The organism is Nakamurella leprariae (genome assembly GCF_016918035.1).
In the GTDB taxonomy this organism is placed as follows: Bacteria; Actinomycetota; Actinomycetes; order Mycobacteriales; family Nakamurellaceae; genus Nakamurella; species Nakamurella leprariae.
Genome location: NZ_JAERWK010000005.1, coordinates 252,052 through 267,904, shown reverse-complemented (window position 1 = coordinate 267,904; position 15,853 = coordinate 252,052). Strand labels below are relative to the sequence as shown.

General features: G+C 71.9%; 11 protein-coding genes. 2 read left to right on the top strand and 9 right to left on the bottom strand.

Features of this window, described 5'->3' with window-relative positions; translation table 11 throughout:
* Positions 1-78: 78 nt before the first annotated feature.
* The 3 genes from JL106_RS04100 to JL106_RS21915 form a co-directional block, all read right to left on the bottom strand.
* On the bottom strand, positions 79-588 hold the full coding sequence (locus JL106_RS04100; protein ID WP_205259391.1) for a methylated-DNA--[protein]-cysteine S-methyltransferase: 510 nt from the start codon (positions 586-588) through the stop codon (positions 79-81).
* Positions 585-2,075: an AlkA N-terminal domain-containing protein gene (locus tag JL106_RS04095; RefSeq protein ID WP_205259390.1), complete on the bottom strand. Its 1,491-nt coding sequence runs from the start codon at positions 2,073-2,075 to the stop codon at positions 585-587. Before JL106_RS04095 ends, JL106_RS04100 begins: the two co-directional genes overlap by 4 nt.
* 67 nt (positions 2,076-2,142) lie before the next feature.
* Positions 2,143-2,619, bottom strand: a complete 477-nt coding sequence (locus JL106_RS21915) for a CinA family protein (protein ID WP_407940092.1) — start codon at positions 2,617-2,619, stop codon at positions 2,143-2,145.
* A gap of 324 nt (positions 2,620-2,943) precedes the next feature.
* On the opposite strand from JL106_RS21915, the gene JL106_RS04085 reads away from it, so the two are divergent.
* A complete protein-coding gene (locus JL106_RS04085) occupies positions 2,944-8,094 on the top strand; it encodes an AAA domain-containing protein (RefSeq protein ID WP_205259388.1) in 5,151 nt (1,716 codons plus the stop codon).
* 264 nt (positions 8,095-8,358) lie between these two features.
* Positions 8,359-9,210, top strand: a complete 852-nt coding sequence (locus tag JL106_RS04080) for a potassium channel family protein (protein WP_205259387.1) — start codon at positions 8,359-8,361, stop codon at positions 9,208-9,210.
* On the opposite strand, the gene JL106_RS04075 is transcribed toward JL106_RS04080, so the two are convergent.
* The 6 genes from JL106_RS04075 to JL106_RS04050 all read right to left on the bottom strand — a co-directional run bounded on the left by JL106_RS04075 (position 9,143) and on the right by JL106_RS04050 (position 15,688).
* On the bottom strand, positions 9,143-9,619 hold the full coding sequence (locus JL106_RS04075; protein ID WP_205259386.1) for a VOC family protein: 477 nt from the start codon (positions 9,617-9,619) through the stop codon (positions 9,143-9,145). The genes JL106_RS04080 and JL106_RS04075 overlap by 68 nt on opposite strands.
* 86 nt (positions 9,620-9,705) lie before the next feature.
* Positions 9,706-10,647 (bottom strand): aldo/keto reductase, encoded by a 942-nt coding sequence (locus JL106_RS04070; protein ID WP_205259385.1) that lies wholly within the window; start codon positions 10,645-10,647, stop codon positions 9,706-9,708.
* Positions 10,648-10,747: 100 nt separating this feature from the next.
* On the bottom strand, positions 10,748-12,022 hold the full coding sequence (locus JL106_RS04065) for an ABC transporter substrate-binding protein (protein ID WP_205259384.1): 1,275 nt from the start codon (positions 12,020-12,022) through the stop codon (positions 10,748-10,750).
* Between the two features lie 3 nt (positions 12,023-12,025).
* Complete coding sequence (locus JL106_RS04060) at positions 12,026-13,690, bottom strand: DNA repair helicase XPB (RefSeq protein ID WP_205259383.1); 1,665 nt, start codon at positions 13,688-13,690, stop codon at positions 12,026-12,028.
* 85 nt (positions 13,691-13,775) lie between these two features.
* Positions 13,776-14,645 carry an ABC transporter permease gene (locus JL106_RS04055; RefSeq protein ID WP_205259382.1) on the bottom strand — a complete coding sequence of 290 codons (870 nt, stop codon included), beginning with the start codon at positions 14,643-14,645 and terminating at the stop codon, positions 13,776-13,778.
* Positions 14,642-15,688: an ATP-binding cassette domain-containing protein gene (locus JL106_RS04050; RefSeq protein ID WP_205259381.1), complete on the bottom strand. Its 1,047-nt coding sequence runs from the start codon at positions 15,686-15,688 to the stop codon at positions 14,642-14,644. Before JL106_RS04050 ends, JL106_RS04055 begins: the two co-directional genes overlap by 4 nt.
* Positions 15,689-15,853 lie beyond the last annotated feature (165 nt).

The window sequence follows — 15,853 nt, the reverse complement described above, 5'->3', positions numbered from 1 at the left end:
GGCCTGTGGTGGGGGGCGTCCTGTGGGCGGGGGGGGGGGGGCCCGGCCGCCCGCCCCCCCACCCCTCCGTCGTCGAGATCAGATCGCAGCAGTCGCCTCCCGCGCCAACAACGAGCGCTTGACGTCCAGTCCCCAGGCGAAGCCGCCCAGGCTGCCGTCGGTCCGCAGCACGCGGTGACACGGCACGAACAGCGCCGGTGCATTGCTCGCACATGCCCCCGCCGCCGCCCGCACCGCCTTGGGATTGCCCAGCCGCTGGGCGAACTCGGAGTACGTCAGCGGCCGGCCCGCGGGGATGTCCCGCAGTGCCTGCCACGCCACGGTGCGGAACGCCCCGCCGATCTGTCGCACCGGCACCCGGTCGATCGCGGTGAGATCCCCGTCGTAGTAGGCGATCACCGCGCGACCGGCGTCGGTCTCGCCGGCCTCCATCGACTCCGGCCGCGCGGCCGGACCGATCCGGCTGATCACGGCATCGAGGTCATTCGTCCATCCGGAGGCGAGTACCACCTCCCCGTCCGGCGTCCGGTCCACGACCAGGGTGAAGGGTCCATCCGCGGTGCTGACGGTGTCGACCAGTGCGGTCACGACGACTCCTCGACTCGAACGGGTTGCGCGGCGGGGGGTTCCGACCCGGCCGCCGCCCAGAGATGCATGGACAGGTAGGACCGCCACGGCGTGAGGGCGGCGGCGCGGGTCAGCAGTGCAGGTGCGTCGCTGGCGAAGCCGGACACCTGGGCACCGCGACGGACGGCCAGGTCGCCGGTGAGCAGCACATCCGGGTCACCGAGCACCCGCATGGCCAGGTATCCGGTGGTCCACGGACCGATGCCGCGGTAGGTCGACAGTCGCTGGGCCTGCTCGGCGGTGTCATCGCCGACGTCCAGCGACAGCGTCCCGTCGGCCAGGTCCCGGCAGACCGCGAGCAACGTCTCCCGCCGGCTCCGGGGTCCGGGCAGGGCCTCGGCGCCGAGAGTGACGATCTGCGCGGGCGTGGGGAACAGTCGGGTCGGGCCCATCTCGGTCTGCACCGGGGTACCCACCCGCTCGGCCAGCCGACCCAGCGCCGTCCGTGCGGCGGTCACGCTGACCTGCTGCCCGACCACCGCGCGGACCAGCATCTCGGCCGGGTCGACACTGCCGGGGACCCGGATCCCGGGTCGGGCCGCGACCAGCACGGCCCCCACCGGATCGGCGCTCAGGGCGCTGTCGATGCCCACCGGATCCGCGTCCAGGTCGAACAGTCGCCGAACCCGGGCCACCAGGGTCGGCAGGTCGCGCATCGCGGTCAGCCGCGCGGTCAGCCGCAGTCCGGTGGCACCCGGGCTCACCCGGAACCACGCCGGGCCCCCGGGGAGCCCCACCGCCCGCGCGTACGCCGAGGCGATGCCCACCTCCACGCCCGGGACCGCCCGGCGGGCCAGCCAGGCCAGCACCCAGGCCGCGTCGTGCGGTGGCCGGACCGGCAGCACCAGGTCGATCGCGCCGGACGTCGCGGCCGCCGCCCCACCGGCCCGGGTCCGGAGCTCGGTCGGCGTGAGATCGAAGATCTCGCCGACGGTGTCGTTGAACTGCCGCACGCTGGCGAAACCCGACGCGTAGGCGACGTCGCCGATGGGCAGGGCGGTCGAGGTCAGCAGCGTCCGCGCGGTCTGGGCCCGGTGCGCCCGGCTCAACGCCAGGGGCCCGGCGCCGAGCTGCTCGGTGAGCAGCCGGGTCAGGTGCCGCGTCGAGTAGCCGAGCCTGGACGCCAGCCCGGGCACCCCCTCCCGGTCGACCACCCCGTCGGCGATGAGCCGCATGGCCCGGGCGGCCACATCGCCGCGCAGGTTCCAGGCGGGCGTCCCGGGCGTGGACTCGGGCAGGCAGCGCTTGCACGCCCGGTAGCCGGCCTGGTGCGCGGCGGCGCTGGTGGCGAAGAAGGTGACGTTGGCCGGCTTCGGTGTGCGCGCCGGGCAGGACGGCCGGCAGTAGATGCCGGTCGACCGGACGGCGGTGACGAACTGGCCGTCGAACCGCCTGTCCCGGGTCTGGATGGCCCGGTAGCGCTCGTCGAACCCCGTGGCTGGTTGCACACCAGCATCGTGCGCCGCCGCCGGCCGATCTCCTAGCGGGATTCGGACACGGCAGCTGACGCGCTGATCAGGGCCGCAGGTGCTCGTGCAACCGGCGCAGTGACTCGGCGGTGGTCCGCTCGACGATCTCCGGCGGATCGCCGTCGAAGTCGAGACAACAGCTCTCGACACCGTCCCCGCTGCGCAGGGCGAACCACACGGTGCCCGGCGGCTGGTCGTCCTGCGGATCGGGCCCGCCCACCCCGGTCACGGCGACGACGACGTCCGCGCCCAGCAGCTTGGCCGTGGTGGCCGCCATCGTCCGGGCCGACTCCTCGCACACCACCGGGCCGGGCGGCACCTCGAGCAGGTCGTGCTTGACCTCGCTGGCGTACGCCACGATGCCGCCCCGGAACCACGCCGACGAGTCAGGTGCCGCCGCCAGGGCGGTGGCGATCTGACCGCCGGTCAGCGACTCCGCGCAGGCCACCGTCACGCCGGCCTGCTGGGCGAGCTCGGCGATCCGCTCGGCGACGTCTGGTGACGGATTGCTGCTCACGCGGATCCTCTCGTCCTGTCGACCTCGGTGTCGGTGGGCCGACTGGTGCCTGCTGGTACCCGCCGGGGCGGCGGCCGATCCGTCAGCTCGGAGACGCCGACCGCCACTCGGGACGCGCCGCCCAATTGTGCAACCGCCTGTTGCACATCTGGTCGGGTGGCACCCAGTGGGCGATCTGGACGGTGCAAGTGGGCGGAGTGCAGTGGTGCAGCGCTGCGCTGCACAACTCGGCCCCGGGGGACGATCCCCGCGGGCTGTCAGCCCGCTCTCGTACCATTTCCAACACGCCGAGTGGCGACCCGCTCACCGCGCGATGAACAGGAGGCCCGCATGGTCGAGGCCGCGCCGTCGACGGCCCGCGACCAGGCGCTCAACCTGATCGACTACCTGGCGGCGTACGAGTCGCACCGCCACCCTTCGGTGCGGCGCATCGCCGACCATGGGCTGTTCCGGCTGGCCGAGTCGTCGCTGCCGGTGCATGAGGCGGTCCGGATCCACCCCGACGAGTCCCGCTGGCTGACGGTCGACTTCATCGACCTGCCTGCGGCTCCGGAGCCGCCCGATGACGTGGCCGCGGTCCTGGTCGACGGCGCCTCGATCTCACCGGCGGTCGCCCCGCACCTGCAGCCGCCCCCGGAGCACGCTCCCGACCGCGACCCGGACGAGGTCGCCGCGGCCGAGGACGAGTGGGCCGGCCGTACCGCGCCGGCCCTGGCGTGGATCGATGAGGTCTGGCGGCCCTGGTCGGTCGTGTGGGGCCTCGCCCAACAGGTCAAGGACCTGCATCGCAACCTGTTCGAACAGCACGAGCGACTCGCCGTCGACCGGGACTCCGTCGAGCTGGTGTGGGGGTTCGGCCACCTGCGGTGGACCGACATGACCGCGCAACCGGCCGAGGTCGTGGACCACCCGCTGCTGTCCGTGCCGGTCGAAGTGGCCATCGACCGGCGGACGTCGACGATCACCGTCACTCCGGCCGGCGGCGTCGAGGTCGACGATCGAGTCGTCCGCGGCCTCGACGTGCACGACCGGGCCGGATTCACCGCGATCCGGCAGGCGGTCGTCGAGCAGGCCATCGACCCGTGGAACGAGACCGAGCGGGACGAGCTGCTGCGCCGGCTCGTCCGGGCGGTGGATCACCGCGGGGAGCTGATGGCAGCATCGCCGTCCGGTCCGGTCGACCATGCCGTGGTCACACCCAGCTGGACGGTGTTCCTGCGCCGCCGCCTGGCCAACTCCGAGGATTTCCTCGAGGCGATGCGGCAGCTGTACCGCGACGATCACGAGGTCATTCCGCCGCCGCTGCGGGCCATCCTGACCACCGAGGACCCGATCGCGGGCGATGGCGCGGGGACCAGCGACGGCAGCGGCCGTGACAGTGGCCGTGACAGCGGCCTGTTGATGCTGCCGCTGCCGGCGAACGAGCAGCAGCAGCGCATCCTGCGGCTGGCCTCGTTCCAACCCGGCGTCGTCGTGCAGGGGCCACCCGGGACCGGGAAGTCGCACACCATCGCCAATCTCATCAGCCACTTCGTCGCCGAGGGGCGGCGCGTGCTGGTCGTCGCCGAGAAGGAACAGGCGCTCAGCGTGCTGTCCGACAAGATCCCGGAGGAGATCCGCGACCTGGCGGTGTCCGTGCTCGGTGCCGACGAGGAGAGCCGACGGCGGCTCGGCAACTCGATCCAGCACATCCAGACCCGAGTCGGTCAGGGCGACGCGCGAGCGGCCGACGCGCGGATCACCCAGCTGATGTCGACGATCGACCAGATCGACCGGCGCTTCGCCGAGCTCACCCATCAGCTCCGCCGGACCCGCCGGGCTGAGGTGGAAGCGCTGCCGGGTGACTGGCTGGCCGGCGCATCGCTGACGCCCCAGGTCGCAGCCGCCTGGGTGGCCGAGACCGCTGACCGGTACGGCGAAGTGATCGCCGATCCCATCGGACCGCACTGCACGGCACCCTTGAGCTCGAACGAGTTCACCGAGCTCGTGAGCCTGCTCGCCTCGATCGGGACGGACCGAGCCGACCAGGCCGGGCTGACGCTGCCTGATCGGGCGCAGCTGCCGTCGCCGGAGGAGTTCGCTGCGCTCGTCGCAACGCGACATGACCTGCGGGATCGGGCGACTCGCGGTGCGGCCGCCCTCCGGCCCGGTGCACCGGCCCCAGTCGAGCAGGTCGACGCCATCACCGAGCTGGCGGTCGCGGTTCGGCGGGAGGTGGACTGGCGTCGGTCGGTCGCCGGGAACTGGATCGAGCGAGTCCTGCTGCAGTACGGCGACGCTCGTCTTGCGAGCGAATGGGGCGGCTTCATCGAGCGCGTGACGGCCCTGCGCGATCAGGTGTTCAGGCTCCGCGCCGGCGTCCGCGCTCATGACGTCCGGGTGCCGAGCGCTGCCGAGGACCGCTTCGAGCAGCATCTGCGCGAAGCGGCCGCTCGACTCGCTGCCGGCGGCAAGCTCGGCCTCTTCGCCCGGGACGCCAAGCGGGCGGTCGAGTCGTGCACGGTGGACGGACGCCCGCCGGCGACCGCGGAGACAGTCCAACTGTGCATCGATGCGTTGGTGATCGAGCAGCTCAGGCACCGGATCGCCATCCAGTGGCAGAACCAGGTCGCTCCGGTGGGGGGCCCGGCACTGCCCGGACTGCCGGAGGAGACGGTCACGGCGCAGCTCGATCACGTCCTCGCCTGCCGACAGGCGCGGCAGCGGTGGGAGCAGCTCCGTGGCCGGCTGGACGCACTCGGAGTTCCCACCCCGGATCATCCGGACGCCGGTGGGCTGGCTTCGATCGCATCATCACTGGACGACGTGCACGTCTTCGCCCAGGTCAGCGCCATCGATCTCCGCCTGGACCGGGTCCGCGAGCACCTCGAGCGCGGCGCCCGATCCGGCGGCGCCTCGCCACTGTGGCGGAACCTGGCCGGGGCGGTGATCGACGGCGACCAGCAGGCTTGGACCGCTTGGTGGGCCGAGGTCGAGCAGCTCGCCGCGATCGCACCGCAGGCGCAACGGCTGCGAGAGCTGCGCGGCCGCTTGGCCGCAGTCGCACCGGTGTGGGCCGAGAAGCTCGCGCGCGACCCGGGAGCCGTCGTCACCGCCGACTTCGCCGGCGTGTGGCAGTGGCGTCAGCTGGACACCTGGCTCACCGGGATCGCCGCGCTGCCCTCGCCGTCCGTGGTGCAGGCGCAGATGGAGCAGACCACGCAGGACCGGCAACGCGCCATCACCGAGCTGGTGGCCGAGCGCGCCTGGCACCGGCTGCTCGACAACCTCGGCCACCGTGAACGGCAAGCACTGCAGCGCTACGTCGCGGCCGTCAATCGATTCGGCAAGACCGGCGGCAAGTACGCCAACCGGTGGATCGCCGAGATGCGGACGGCACTGGAGGACGCCACGACCGCCGTGCCGGTGTGGATCATGCCGGTGAGCCGGGCGCTGACCAACTTCCGCCCGACTGCGGAGCCGTCGTTCGACGTGCTGATCGTCGACGAGGCGTCCCAGATCGGCTTCGAGGCGCTGCCGCTGCTGGCGTTGGCCCGCACGACCATCATCGTGGGCGACGACAAGCAGACCAGCCCGGAGAATGTCGGGCTGAACCGCGAACGCGTCTTCGAGTTGATGGACGACTTCCTGCGGGACATCCACGGGTACCGGACGACGTTCGATCCGGACCGCAGCCTCTACGACCTGGCCATGCTGCGCTTCTCCAGTCCGGTGATGCTCACGGAGCACTTCCGGAGCCTGCCGCCGATCATCGAGTTCTCCAACCGACTGGCCTACGACGGCAAGATCGTGCCGCTGCGGGACCGGGCGCCGCGTCCGGGGTGGCGACCGTTGCGCACCCTGACCGTCGAGGACGGCTACCGGATCGGCTTCGTGAACAAGCCGGAGGCGGATGCGGTCGTCGACCTGCTGGAGCGGCTGCACCGGGACCCGGCGTGCGCCGGGATGTCGTTCGGCGTGATCACGCTGCTGGGCACCGCGCAGTCGAAGCTGGTGTGGGACAGGCTCTTCGACCGGCTCGGCCCGGAGATCATGCAGCAACGGGCCATCCGGGTCGGCGAACCGGCCAACTTCCAGGGCGATGAGCGTGACGTCATGGTGGTGAGCACGGTCATCGCACCTGACCCGAGTCAGGCGAAGACTCGGCACGGCGCCATGACCAGCGCGAAGGACCTGCGTCGGATCAACGTCGCCGCGTCTCGGGCGCGCAACCAGATGTGGGTCGTGACGTCCGTGTCGCCCAACGATCTCTTGCCGGGCGACCACCGGGCCGCGCTGATCAGGCACTGCCTGGGCGATCCCGCGGTCGAGGCGGTGCGCACCGATCTGCTCGGCCGCTGCGAGTCCGAGTTCGAGCGCAAGGTCGTCAGGGCACTGCTCGACCGCGGGTACCGGGACGTGGCCGTCCAGTACAAGGTCGGCCAGTACCGCCTGGACATCGTGGTCACCGGGCCGGAATCACGTCTGGCCATCGAGTGCGACGGCGACCGCTGGCACGGCGAGGACGCGTGGGAGAGCGACCGTGCCCGTCAGCAGGTGTTGGAGCGGGCGGGCTGGACTTTCGAGCGCATCCGTGGATCGGCGTTCTTCCGTGACCCCGCGGTGGCCATGGAGCCGGTCTGGCGACACCTCGAGGATCTGGGCATCCCGACGGGGGACTGGCGGGAGGCACAGGCGAACACTCGAGCCGAGGACCTCGTCAGGACGGCGATCACACCGCCGCCGCGCCCGGCGGACGAGCAGCATGTCGTGTCGGCGGAGGAGTCGACCATCGGGGAGCCTGCCCTCGGGCCACGCCCACCGGTCGTCGCCTCGCCGCCGTCCTGGTACGTCCCCCCGGCCGACGACGAAGAGGACGACGAGGGCCTCGCAGCCACGGTCGAGGCCGGCGGATCCGAAACGGCTGTCGTCGGGACGGTGGACTCGGTCCGAGCGCAAGGCGGTCGGACGGCTGCGCCCGGGCCGGTGACCCCGCCGCCTTCCGGGGCGGTGCGCAAGGCGCCCTACCGGCTGTGGACCCCACGGCAGTTGACTCCGGTGAGCGACGTCGCGCTGACCGCTGTGCGCGAGGGCCTGGCGGAGATCGTCGAGGCCGAAGGGCCGATGCACGCGGATCGCGCGTATCGGTTGTACGTCACCGCCTCCGGTGGGCAGCGGGTCGGCAGGGAGATCCGCCGTCTCCTCGACCTCGCCGTGGACGGAGCGGTCCGGCGCCAGCAGCTGCAGCGTGTCCGGGACCGGTACGTGCGGACCGGCGAAGCGACGCTGTACCCGATGGACGTCGAGCCGGTGTTGCTCCGCGAGCGCGGCCCACGCGACCTGACCGACATCCCGCGCGGTGAGGTCCGGACCCTCATGGGTGCCATGGGTCCGGAGCTCACCGCGGCGGAGCGCAAGCGAGCCGTGCTCCGGGAATGGGGATTCGGCAAGTTGAGCAGTCGCCTCGACATCTATCTCGATGAGTGCCTCACGTACGGATGAGCATCAGCTGAGACGGAGAGCTCAGAACTCGGAGGTCGACTCCACCTCGTCGCGGAGCGACGGATCGATCAGGACCGCCTGGGGGAGGGTGATGGGCACGCGGGCGACTTCGATGCTGCCGCCGTGGATCGCGTGCACGGTCGTCCACCTGCTCAGTTGCCCGCACGCTCGACCGATCGGTCTCCACCGCCCGACGCCGCGAGCGCAGCGCCGTGCAGCGGACCGTTCCGGCCGGTGATGATCGTGCGCTGTCATGATTCGCGGATGGACGCCGCCCGATGGCACCGACTGGCCGAATGGCCGCTCATGGCGGCCGCCCTCGCGTTCCTGGCCGCCTGGTCGTGGCAGGTCATCGGTGATCTGCACGGCACGCAGGAGACCGTCGCGGCGGTCGTGGTCTGGGTCGCCTGGGTGGTGTTCGCCGTCGACTACGCGGGGCGGCTGCTGCTGGCCCACCAGCGGGGTCGGTGGTTCCTGCACCACCTGTTGGACCTCGCCGTGGTCGCGCTGCCGCTGTTGCGACCGCTGCGCGTGTTGCGCCTGGTCGTCCTGCTCGGGGTGTTCCAGCGGTTCGCCGGCCGCACACTGCGGGGACGCGTCATCGTCTACGTGGCCGGCTGCACGGTCGGCCTCATCCACCTGTGCGCCCTGGCCATGCTGGACGCGGAACGCGGCCGGCCCGACGCCACGATCAACACCTTCGGCGACGCGATCTGGTGGGCCTTCACCACCATCACCACGGTCGGCTACGGCGACCGGGCGCCGGTGACCGTCACCGGGCGGTGCGTCGCGGTGGTGCTGATGATCGGCGGCGTCGCCCTGCTCGGGACGGTCACCGCCACCATCGCGTCGTGGATCGTCGAGCGGGTCGCGCAGGAGGACGAGGCCGAGCAGGCCGCCACCCGCCGTCAGGTCGACGAGCTGACCCGCGAGATCCGGGCCGTCCAGCGGCCGGTCGTCGGGCCCGGCCCGACGGCGCAGCCCATCCGTGCGCCCCGGGATCGCCGGCTGCCCGGCGCTCGATCCGCGGTGCCGCGGGCTCGCGCGATCAGCCCCGGGCGGCCGCCTCGAGATCCGAGACGATCAGCTTCTGCATCGTCAACATGGCCTGCATGACCCGGCCGACGACCTCCGGATCCGGATCGCTCTGCAGCCGGATCATCTCCGCCGGCACGATCTGCCAGGAGACGCCGAACCGGTCCTTGAGCCAGCCGCACTGGCTGGGCGCACCGCCACCCTCGATGAGGGCGTCCCACAACCGGTCCACCTCGGACTGTCCACCGTCCACCGTCACCGACAGCGAGAAGGCCTCGTCCAGCTGGAAGTGGGGGCCGCCGTTCAGGATCTGGATCGGCTGGCCGGCCACCTGGAAGTCGACGGTCATCGCCTCCCCGGCCGGCATCGGCGTCCCCTCCGGGTAGCGGGACACCGAGAGGATCTTCGAGTCCGGGAACAGGCTGACGTAGAGCTCGGCGGCCTCCTCGGCGCGGCCGTTGAACCACAGACACGGGGTGATGCTGGTCATCGCTGACTCCTGGTGGACGAAGGAACGCCGACACCAGGACAGACCGGAGCCCCGGACCGGAGTCATCGGCCCGGGGCTCCGGGTCGTCAGGCCGACGCGTCGGTGAGCCGCTGCGCCTGCGCCGGCGTCAGCTCCAGCCGGGCTCCGGCCAGCAGGTCGGCGACCTGCTCGGGCACCCGGGCACTGGCGATGGGGGCGACGACGGTGGGCCGGGTCCGCAGCCAGGCCAGCGACACCGCGGTCACCGAGGCGCCGGTCTCGGCGGCCACCTCGTCCAGCGCGGGCAGTACGGCGCGGCCGCGGCCATCCAGGTACTTGCGGGCGGCGCCGGCCCGCGGGCTGTCCCCACCGCTGCCGGCCGAGCCGTCTGCGCGGTACTTGCCGGTCAGGAACCCGCTGGCCAGCGCGTAGTAGGGCACCGTGGCCAGCCCGTACCGCTGGGCCAGCGGCAGCAGGTCGTCCTCGATGCCCCGCTCGACCAGGTTGTAGTGCGGCTGCAGCGCGAGATAGCGCGCAGTGCCGGTGCTGTCGGCGATCTTGAGGGCCTGCTCGAGCCGGTCGGCGGTGAAGTTGGACGCGCCCAGAGCACGGACCTTGCCCGCCCGGACGAGCCGGTCGAACGCGGCGACGGTCTCCTCGAGCGGCGTGTCCGCATCGTCGTAGTGCGCCCAGTACAGGTCGATGACGTCGGTCTGCAGCCGGCGCAGCGAGTCCTCCACGGCGCGCTCGATGGTGCCGGCGGACAGTCCCTTGGCCGTGCTCAGTGCGCTCACCTTGGTGGCCAGCACGATCCGGTCCCGCACCCCGCGGCTGGTCAGCCACTCGCCCAGGATGGTCTCGGACTCACCGCCGACGTTGCCCGGCGCCCACTGCGAGTACGCGTCGGCCGTGTCGATGAAGTTGCCGCCGCCGTCGAGGAACTCGTCCAGGACGCGGAACGAGGTCTCCTGGTCGGAGGTCCAGCCGAAGACGTTGCCGCCGAGCGACAGTGGGAAGACGTCGAGACCGGTGGTGCCGAGCGCGACCATGGGCAACTCCTCAGCGAGCGGAAGGGTCGGACCTCCGGCGCAACCCGTGGCTCCGCGGGAGTGTTCCGATCAGCCGCGCCGAGAGAGCTGGATCACAGTGTCACCGCTGGGTCAGGTACCTCTCGACGTCCTCCGCGGCGCCCAGCCAGGTCAACGGGGTCAGCTGCGCCGGCGCGTCCAGATCGCCCCGGGCCAGCGCGGAGACGACCGTGGCCGGTCGCCCGCCGAGCACCCGGCTCAGCTCGACGGCGCCGAACAGCGAGTCGGACGGGGCCGGCCCCATCGTCGCCACCGCGCGCCAGGCGGCGGACCGGGTCAGGTCGGCGTCCTCGCACATGTCCAGCAGCATCCGGCCCCAGACCTGCGCGGTGCCGAAACCGCTCAGCAGTCGGGCGCCGGGGGCGGTGCCGCCGGCGGCCTGGTACCAGGCCATGACGTCGGCGGCGCGGGGCTGGTCGGATCCGTACGCGGGCACCGGGGTCATGACCACGACCCGGTCGACGGCGGCGCGGGCCGCCTCGGACCAGACGTCGGGCCGGTACCCGTCCACCCCGGTGATCACCATCGTGTCGGCGGGCACCGTCTCGAGCACCTGCCCGGTCGGCTGCGGTCCGGCCAGCGAGACCACCACCGGGACGCCGGTCCAGATCGCGCCGTCCAGCGGCTCGTCCGACGCGCGCACCATGACGTCCACGTCGTGGTCGGCCGCCCACCACCGCAGTCCGGCCAGCGCGTCGTCGCTCTCGGGGCTGCCGTCGCCGACCACGCCGAGACGCCCACCGTCGGGGAGCGTGCCCTGGGCCGCCAGGTAGGCCAGCGTGTTGATCAGCTGCACGCCGGCGGTAGCCCCGACCACCACCGGGCGGTCCGGTCCCAGTTGGGCATCCGCACCGGACGGCACCACTGTGGGGATCTGGTCGGCCGCGGCGTCGTCCAGCCAGGAGGTGCCGGGGTCGGCCGGTCCCAACGCGACCAGGCCGAGCACCTGCCGCCCGATGACCGGGTACGCCTGCGCCGGGTCGGCCGGCACGCCACCGGTGCCGTTCGTCGCCAGCGTCACGGTGCGGCCGCACACGCCACCGGTGCTGTTCACCACCTGCTGCCAGAGCCGTACCCCGTCGGTGAACCCGCGGTCGCGGTCCGGGTCGACGAGCACCCCCAGCGCGACGGTGGTGGCGGTGACCCCCGGTCCGGTCAGCAATCCGTTCGGCGTCACCGGGGTGATCAGGGCCGACGACGTCGGACGGACCGCGTCGCTGCTCGTTGCCATGCCGGTACTCGGCGTCAGCTCCGGCGTCGACGTGCAACCCGCCACCGAGACGACCGCGAGCACGGCGACCAGGCCGGCCGCTGCGATCCGTCGCGCCCCGCGCACCGCCTACTCGCCGGCGTCCGGCACCGCCGGGCCGAGCAGGTCGTCGGCGTCGACGATGCGGTACGCGTAGCCCTGCTCGGCCAGGAAGCGCTGCCGGTGCGCGGCGTAGTCGGTGTCCAGCGTGTCCCGCGAGACGACCGAGTAGAAGTGCGCCTGCTTGCCGTCGCCCTTGGGTCGCAGCAACCGGCCCAGTCGCTGCGCCTCCTCCTGACGGGAGCCGAACGTGCCCGACACCTGGATCGCCACCGAGGCCTCGGGCAGGTCGATGGAGAAGTTGGCCACCTTGGACACGACCAGGGTGCGGATCTCGCCGGAGCGGAACGCGTCGAACAGCTTCTCCCGCTCCCGGTTCGTGGTGGACCCCTGGATGACCGGGGCGTCCAGCTCGCGGCCGAGCTCGTCGAGCTGGTCCAGGTAGGCGCCGATGACCAGGGTGAGCTCGTCCGGGTGCTGGGCCAGGATCTGGCGCACCACCGGCAGTTTCGTCCGGGCCGTGGCGGCGATCTTGTACCGTTCCTCCGGCTCGGCCGTGGCGTAGGACAGTCGCTCGGCGTCGGTCATGGTCACCCGGACCTCGGTGCACTCGGCCGGTGCGATCCAGCCCTGGCCCTCGATGTCCTTCCACGGGGCGTCGTACCGCTTCGGTCCGATGAGCGAGAACACGTCGCCCTCGCGGCCGTCCTCGCGCACCAGGGTGGCGGTCAGCCCGAGCCGGCGGCGGGACTGCAGGTCGGCCGTCATCCGGAACACCGGTGCCGGCAGCAGGTGCACCTCGTCGTAGATGATCAAGCCCCAGTCGCGTGAGTCGAACAGGTCCAGGTGCTTGTACTCGCCCTTGGACCGCCGGGTCATCACCTGGTACGTGGCGATGGTGATCGGGCGGATCTCCTTGCGCTCGCCGGAGTACTCGCCGATCTCCTCCTCGGTCAATGTGGTTCTCGCTACCAGTTCTCGTTTCCATTGCCGACCGGAGACGGTGTTGGTGACCAGGATGAGCGTGGTCGCCGCCGCCTCGGCCATGGCTGCCGCACCGACCAGCGTCTTGCCGGCACCGCAGGGCAGCACCACCACGCCGGACCCGCCGGCCCAGAAGCCCTGCACCGCCTCGGCCTGGTACGGCCGCAGCTCCCAGCCGTCGGGCGCCAGCTCGATGGGGTGTGCCTCACCGTCGACGTAGCCGGCCTCGTCCTCGGCCGGCCAGCCGACCTTGAGCAGCGCCTGCTTGAGGTGACCCCGCTCCGACGGGTGGACGGCGATGGTGTCCTGGTCGATCCGGGCTCCCAGCATCGGGGCGATCTTCTTGTGCCGCAGGATCTCCTCCAGCACCGCGCGGTCCCGGGAGATCAGGATCAGACCCTGCGTCGGGTGTGACTGCAGCACCAGCCGGCCGTACCGGCTCATCGTCTCGACCACATCGACCAGCAGCGCCTGCGGCACCGCGAACCGCGACCAGCGGACCAGCGCGTCCACCACCTGCTCGGCGTCGTGGCCCGCGGCGCGCGCGTTCCACAGCGCCAGCGGGGTGATCCGGTAGGTGTGGATGTGCTCGGGGGAGCGTTCCAGCTCGGCGAACGGGGCGATCTGGGCCCGCGCCGCCGGGGCGTCGGCGTGCCCGACCTCCAGCAACAGCGTCTTGTCGGACTGGACGATCAACGGTCCGTCGGTCACGGTGCGGCTCTTCCTGCTGGACGGGTGCGGGGCTGCCTGCGACGGGCAACCCATCCAGTGTGCCGCGTGCGGCTGCCGGCCGGCCTCACGTGCGGTTGTAGAGCCGCATCGTCCAGGTCCCGAAGACGACGGTGAGCGCGACCGTCCAGACCGCGACCCAGAGCAGGGCGCTGCCGTCCCAGACCCCGCTCATGGTGGCGCGGACCGCGTCGGCGACGTGGGTGACCGGGTTGACCTTGACGAACGCCTGCAGCCACCCCGGCATGGTCGAGGGGTCGACGTACACGCTGGACAGGAAGGTCAGCGGCATCAGCACCATCATGCTGACGCCCATCACCGACTTCTCCGACCGCAGCAGCAGGCCGAACATCGTCCACACCCAGGAGAAGGCGAAGCAGAACACCAGCAGCACGAGCACCCCGGCCAGCACGCCCACCACGCCGCCGGCCGGCCGGTAGCCCAGGATCAGACCCATCACCACGATGACCACCGAGGCGATGACGTACCGGAACAGGTCGCCGAGCAGGTAGCCGACCATCGGCGCCGGCCGCCACATCGGCAGGGTGCGGAACCGGTCGAAGACGCCCTTGGCGATGTCGGTGTTCACCGCGACGCCGGTGTACATGGTGATCATCGCGATGCTGGCGACCAGGATGCCCGGCAGGAAGTACTGCAGGTACTCGGTGGTCGAACCGGCCAGCGCACCTCCGAAGAGGTACGTGAACATCAACGTCATCATGATCGGGAACAGGGTGACGTCGAACAGCTGCTCGGGGACGTGCTTGATCTTCAGCACGGCCCGCCAGCCGAAGGTGATCGACGACGACAGCCCGCTCGGCCGCGGCGGTCGTTCGGTGGCCGACAGCACGCCGGACAGCCGGCTCGAGTCGAACCCCCGCTCCAGGGCCTCGGCCGAGATCGCCGTCGTGTCGGTGCCGCGTTCGGTGGTGGTCATGCCGCAGCTCCCTGCTCGGTCGCCTCGGCGTCGACGGATCGATCCGAGGCGGGATGGTCGGTGAGGGCCAGGAACACCTCGTCCAGGCTCGGCTGTCCGAGCGAGAAGGTGTCGACGACGATGCCGGCGCGGGCCAGCTCGGTGAGGGCCAGGGCGGCCTGCTCGGCGGCCAGTTCGGTGACCGGGGTGCCCTCGACGACGGCGCCCGGGCCACCCGTGTCGCGCTCGCCGATGCGGGCCGTGACGGCGACGGGATCGGCGTCCAGGGTGACCTCCGAACCGAGCACCCGCTCGAGCACCTCGGCGGCCTCGGCCCGGCGGTCGGCGTCCCGCAGCCGGACGTGCACGGTGCCCAGTCCGACCGACGCCTTGAGCTCACCCTTGGTGCCCTCGGCGATCACCGTGCCGTGGTCGATGACGGCGATGCGCGACGCGAGCTGGTCGGCCTCGTCCAGGTACTGGGTGGTCAGCAGCACGGTGGTGCCCTGGGCCACCACGGCCCGGACGATCTCCCAGACCTGGTTGCGGCTGCGCGGATCGAGGCCGGTGGTCGGCTCGTCCAGGAACAGCAGCTTGGGCGTGGACAGGATGCTGGCGGCGATGTCGATCCGCCGCCGCATGCCTCCGGAGTACTGCTTGACCTGCCGGTCGGCGGCCTCGGTCAACCCGAACGCCTCCAGCAGCTGGGCCGACCGGTTCCGGGCGGCCCGCTTGCCGGCGCCGAGCAGCCGCCCCAGCAGCACCAGGTTCTCGGTGCCGGTGAGGTCCTCGTCGACCGAGGCGTACTGCCCGGTGAGACTGATCAGTTCCCGGACGTGGTCGGCCTCGCGCCGGACGTCGCGGCCGAACACCTGGGCCTCGCCGCCGTCCGGCCGCAGCAGCGTGGCGAGCATCTTCACCACCGTCGTCTTGCCGGCACCGTTCGGGCCGAGCAGCCCGTAGACGGTCCCGGATCCGACGGTCAGGTCGACGCCGTCCACGGCACGGTTGCTGCCGAACACCTTGATGAGGCCCTCGGCCTGGATGGCGGGTGGTGCGGTCATGACGGGTGGTCTCCGATCGACGAGTCGGGCCGGCGCCTCACGGGCGGGTGTCGGGGAGTGGACCTGCACGGCCACCCGGACTCATCGCTCGGGAGACACTCAGCACCGTACGAGGCACGGAGATGGCCGTCGAGGGAATTGGACGACGGTGCCGACAGGATCCTG

Bases quoted from the DNA above. Each gene is read 5' to 3' on its own strand.
- JL106_RS04055 (WP_205259382.1), bottom strand. From the start codon at position 14,645: ATGACCACCACCGAACGCGGCACCGACACGACGGCGATCTCGGCCGAG.
- JL106_RS04075 (WP_205259386.1), bottom strand. From the start codon at position 9,619: ATGACCAGCATCACCCCGTGTCTGTGGTTCAACGGCCGCGCCGAGGAG.
- JL106_RS04085 (WP_205259388.1), top strand. From the start codon at position 2,944: ATGGTCGAGGCCGCGCCGTCGACGGCCCGCGACCAGGCGCTCAACCTG.
- JL106_RS04070 (WP_205259385.1), bottom strand. From the start codon at position 10,647: ATGGTCGCGCTCGGCACCACCGGTCTCGACGTCTTCCCACTGTCGCTC.
- JL106_RS04050 (WP_205259381.1), bottom strand. From the start codon at position 15,688: ATGACCGCACCACCCGCCATCCAGGCCGAGGGCCTCATCAAGGTGTTC.
- JL106_RS04080 (WP_205259387.1), top strand. From the start codon at position 8,359: ATGGACGCCGCCCGATGGCACCGACTGGCCGAATGGCCGCTCATGGCG.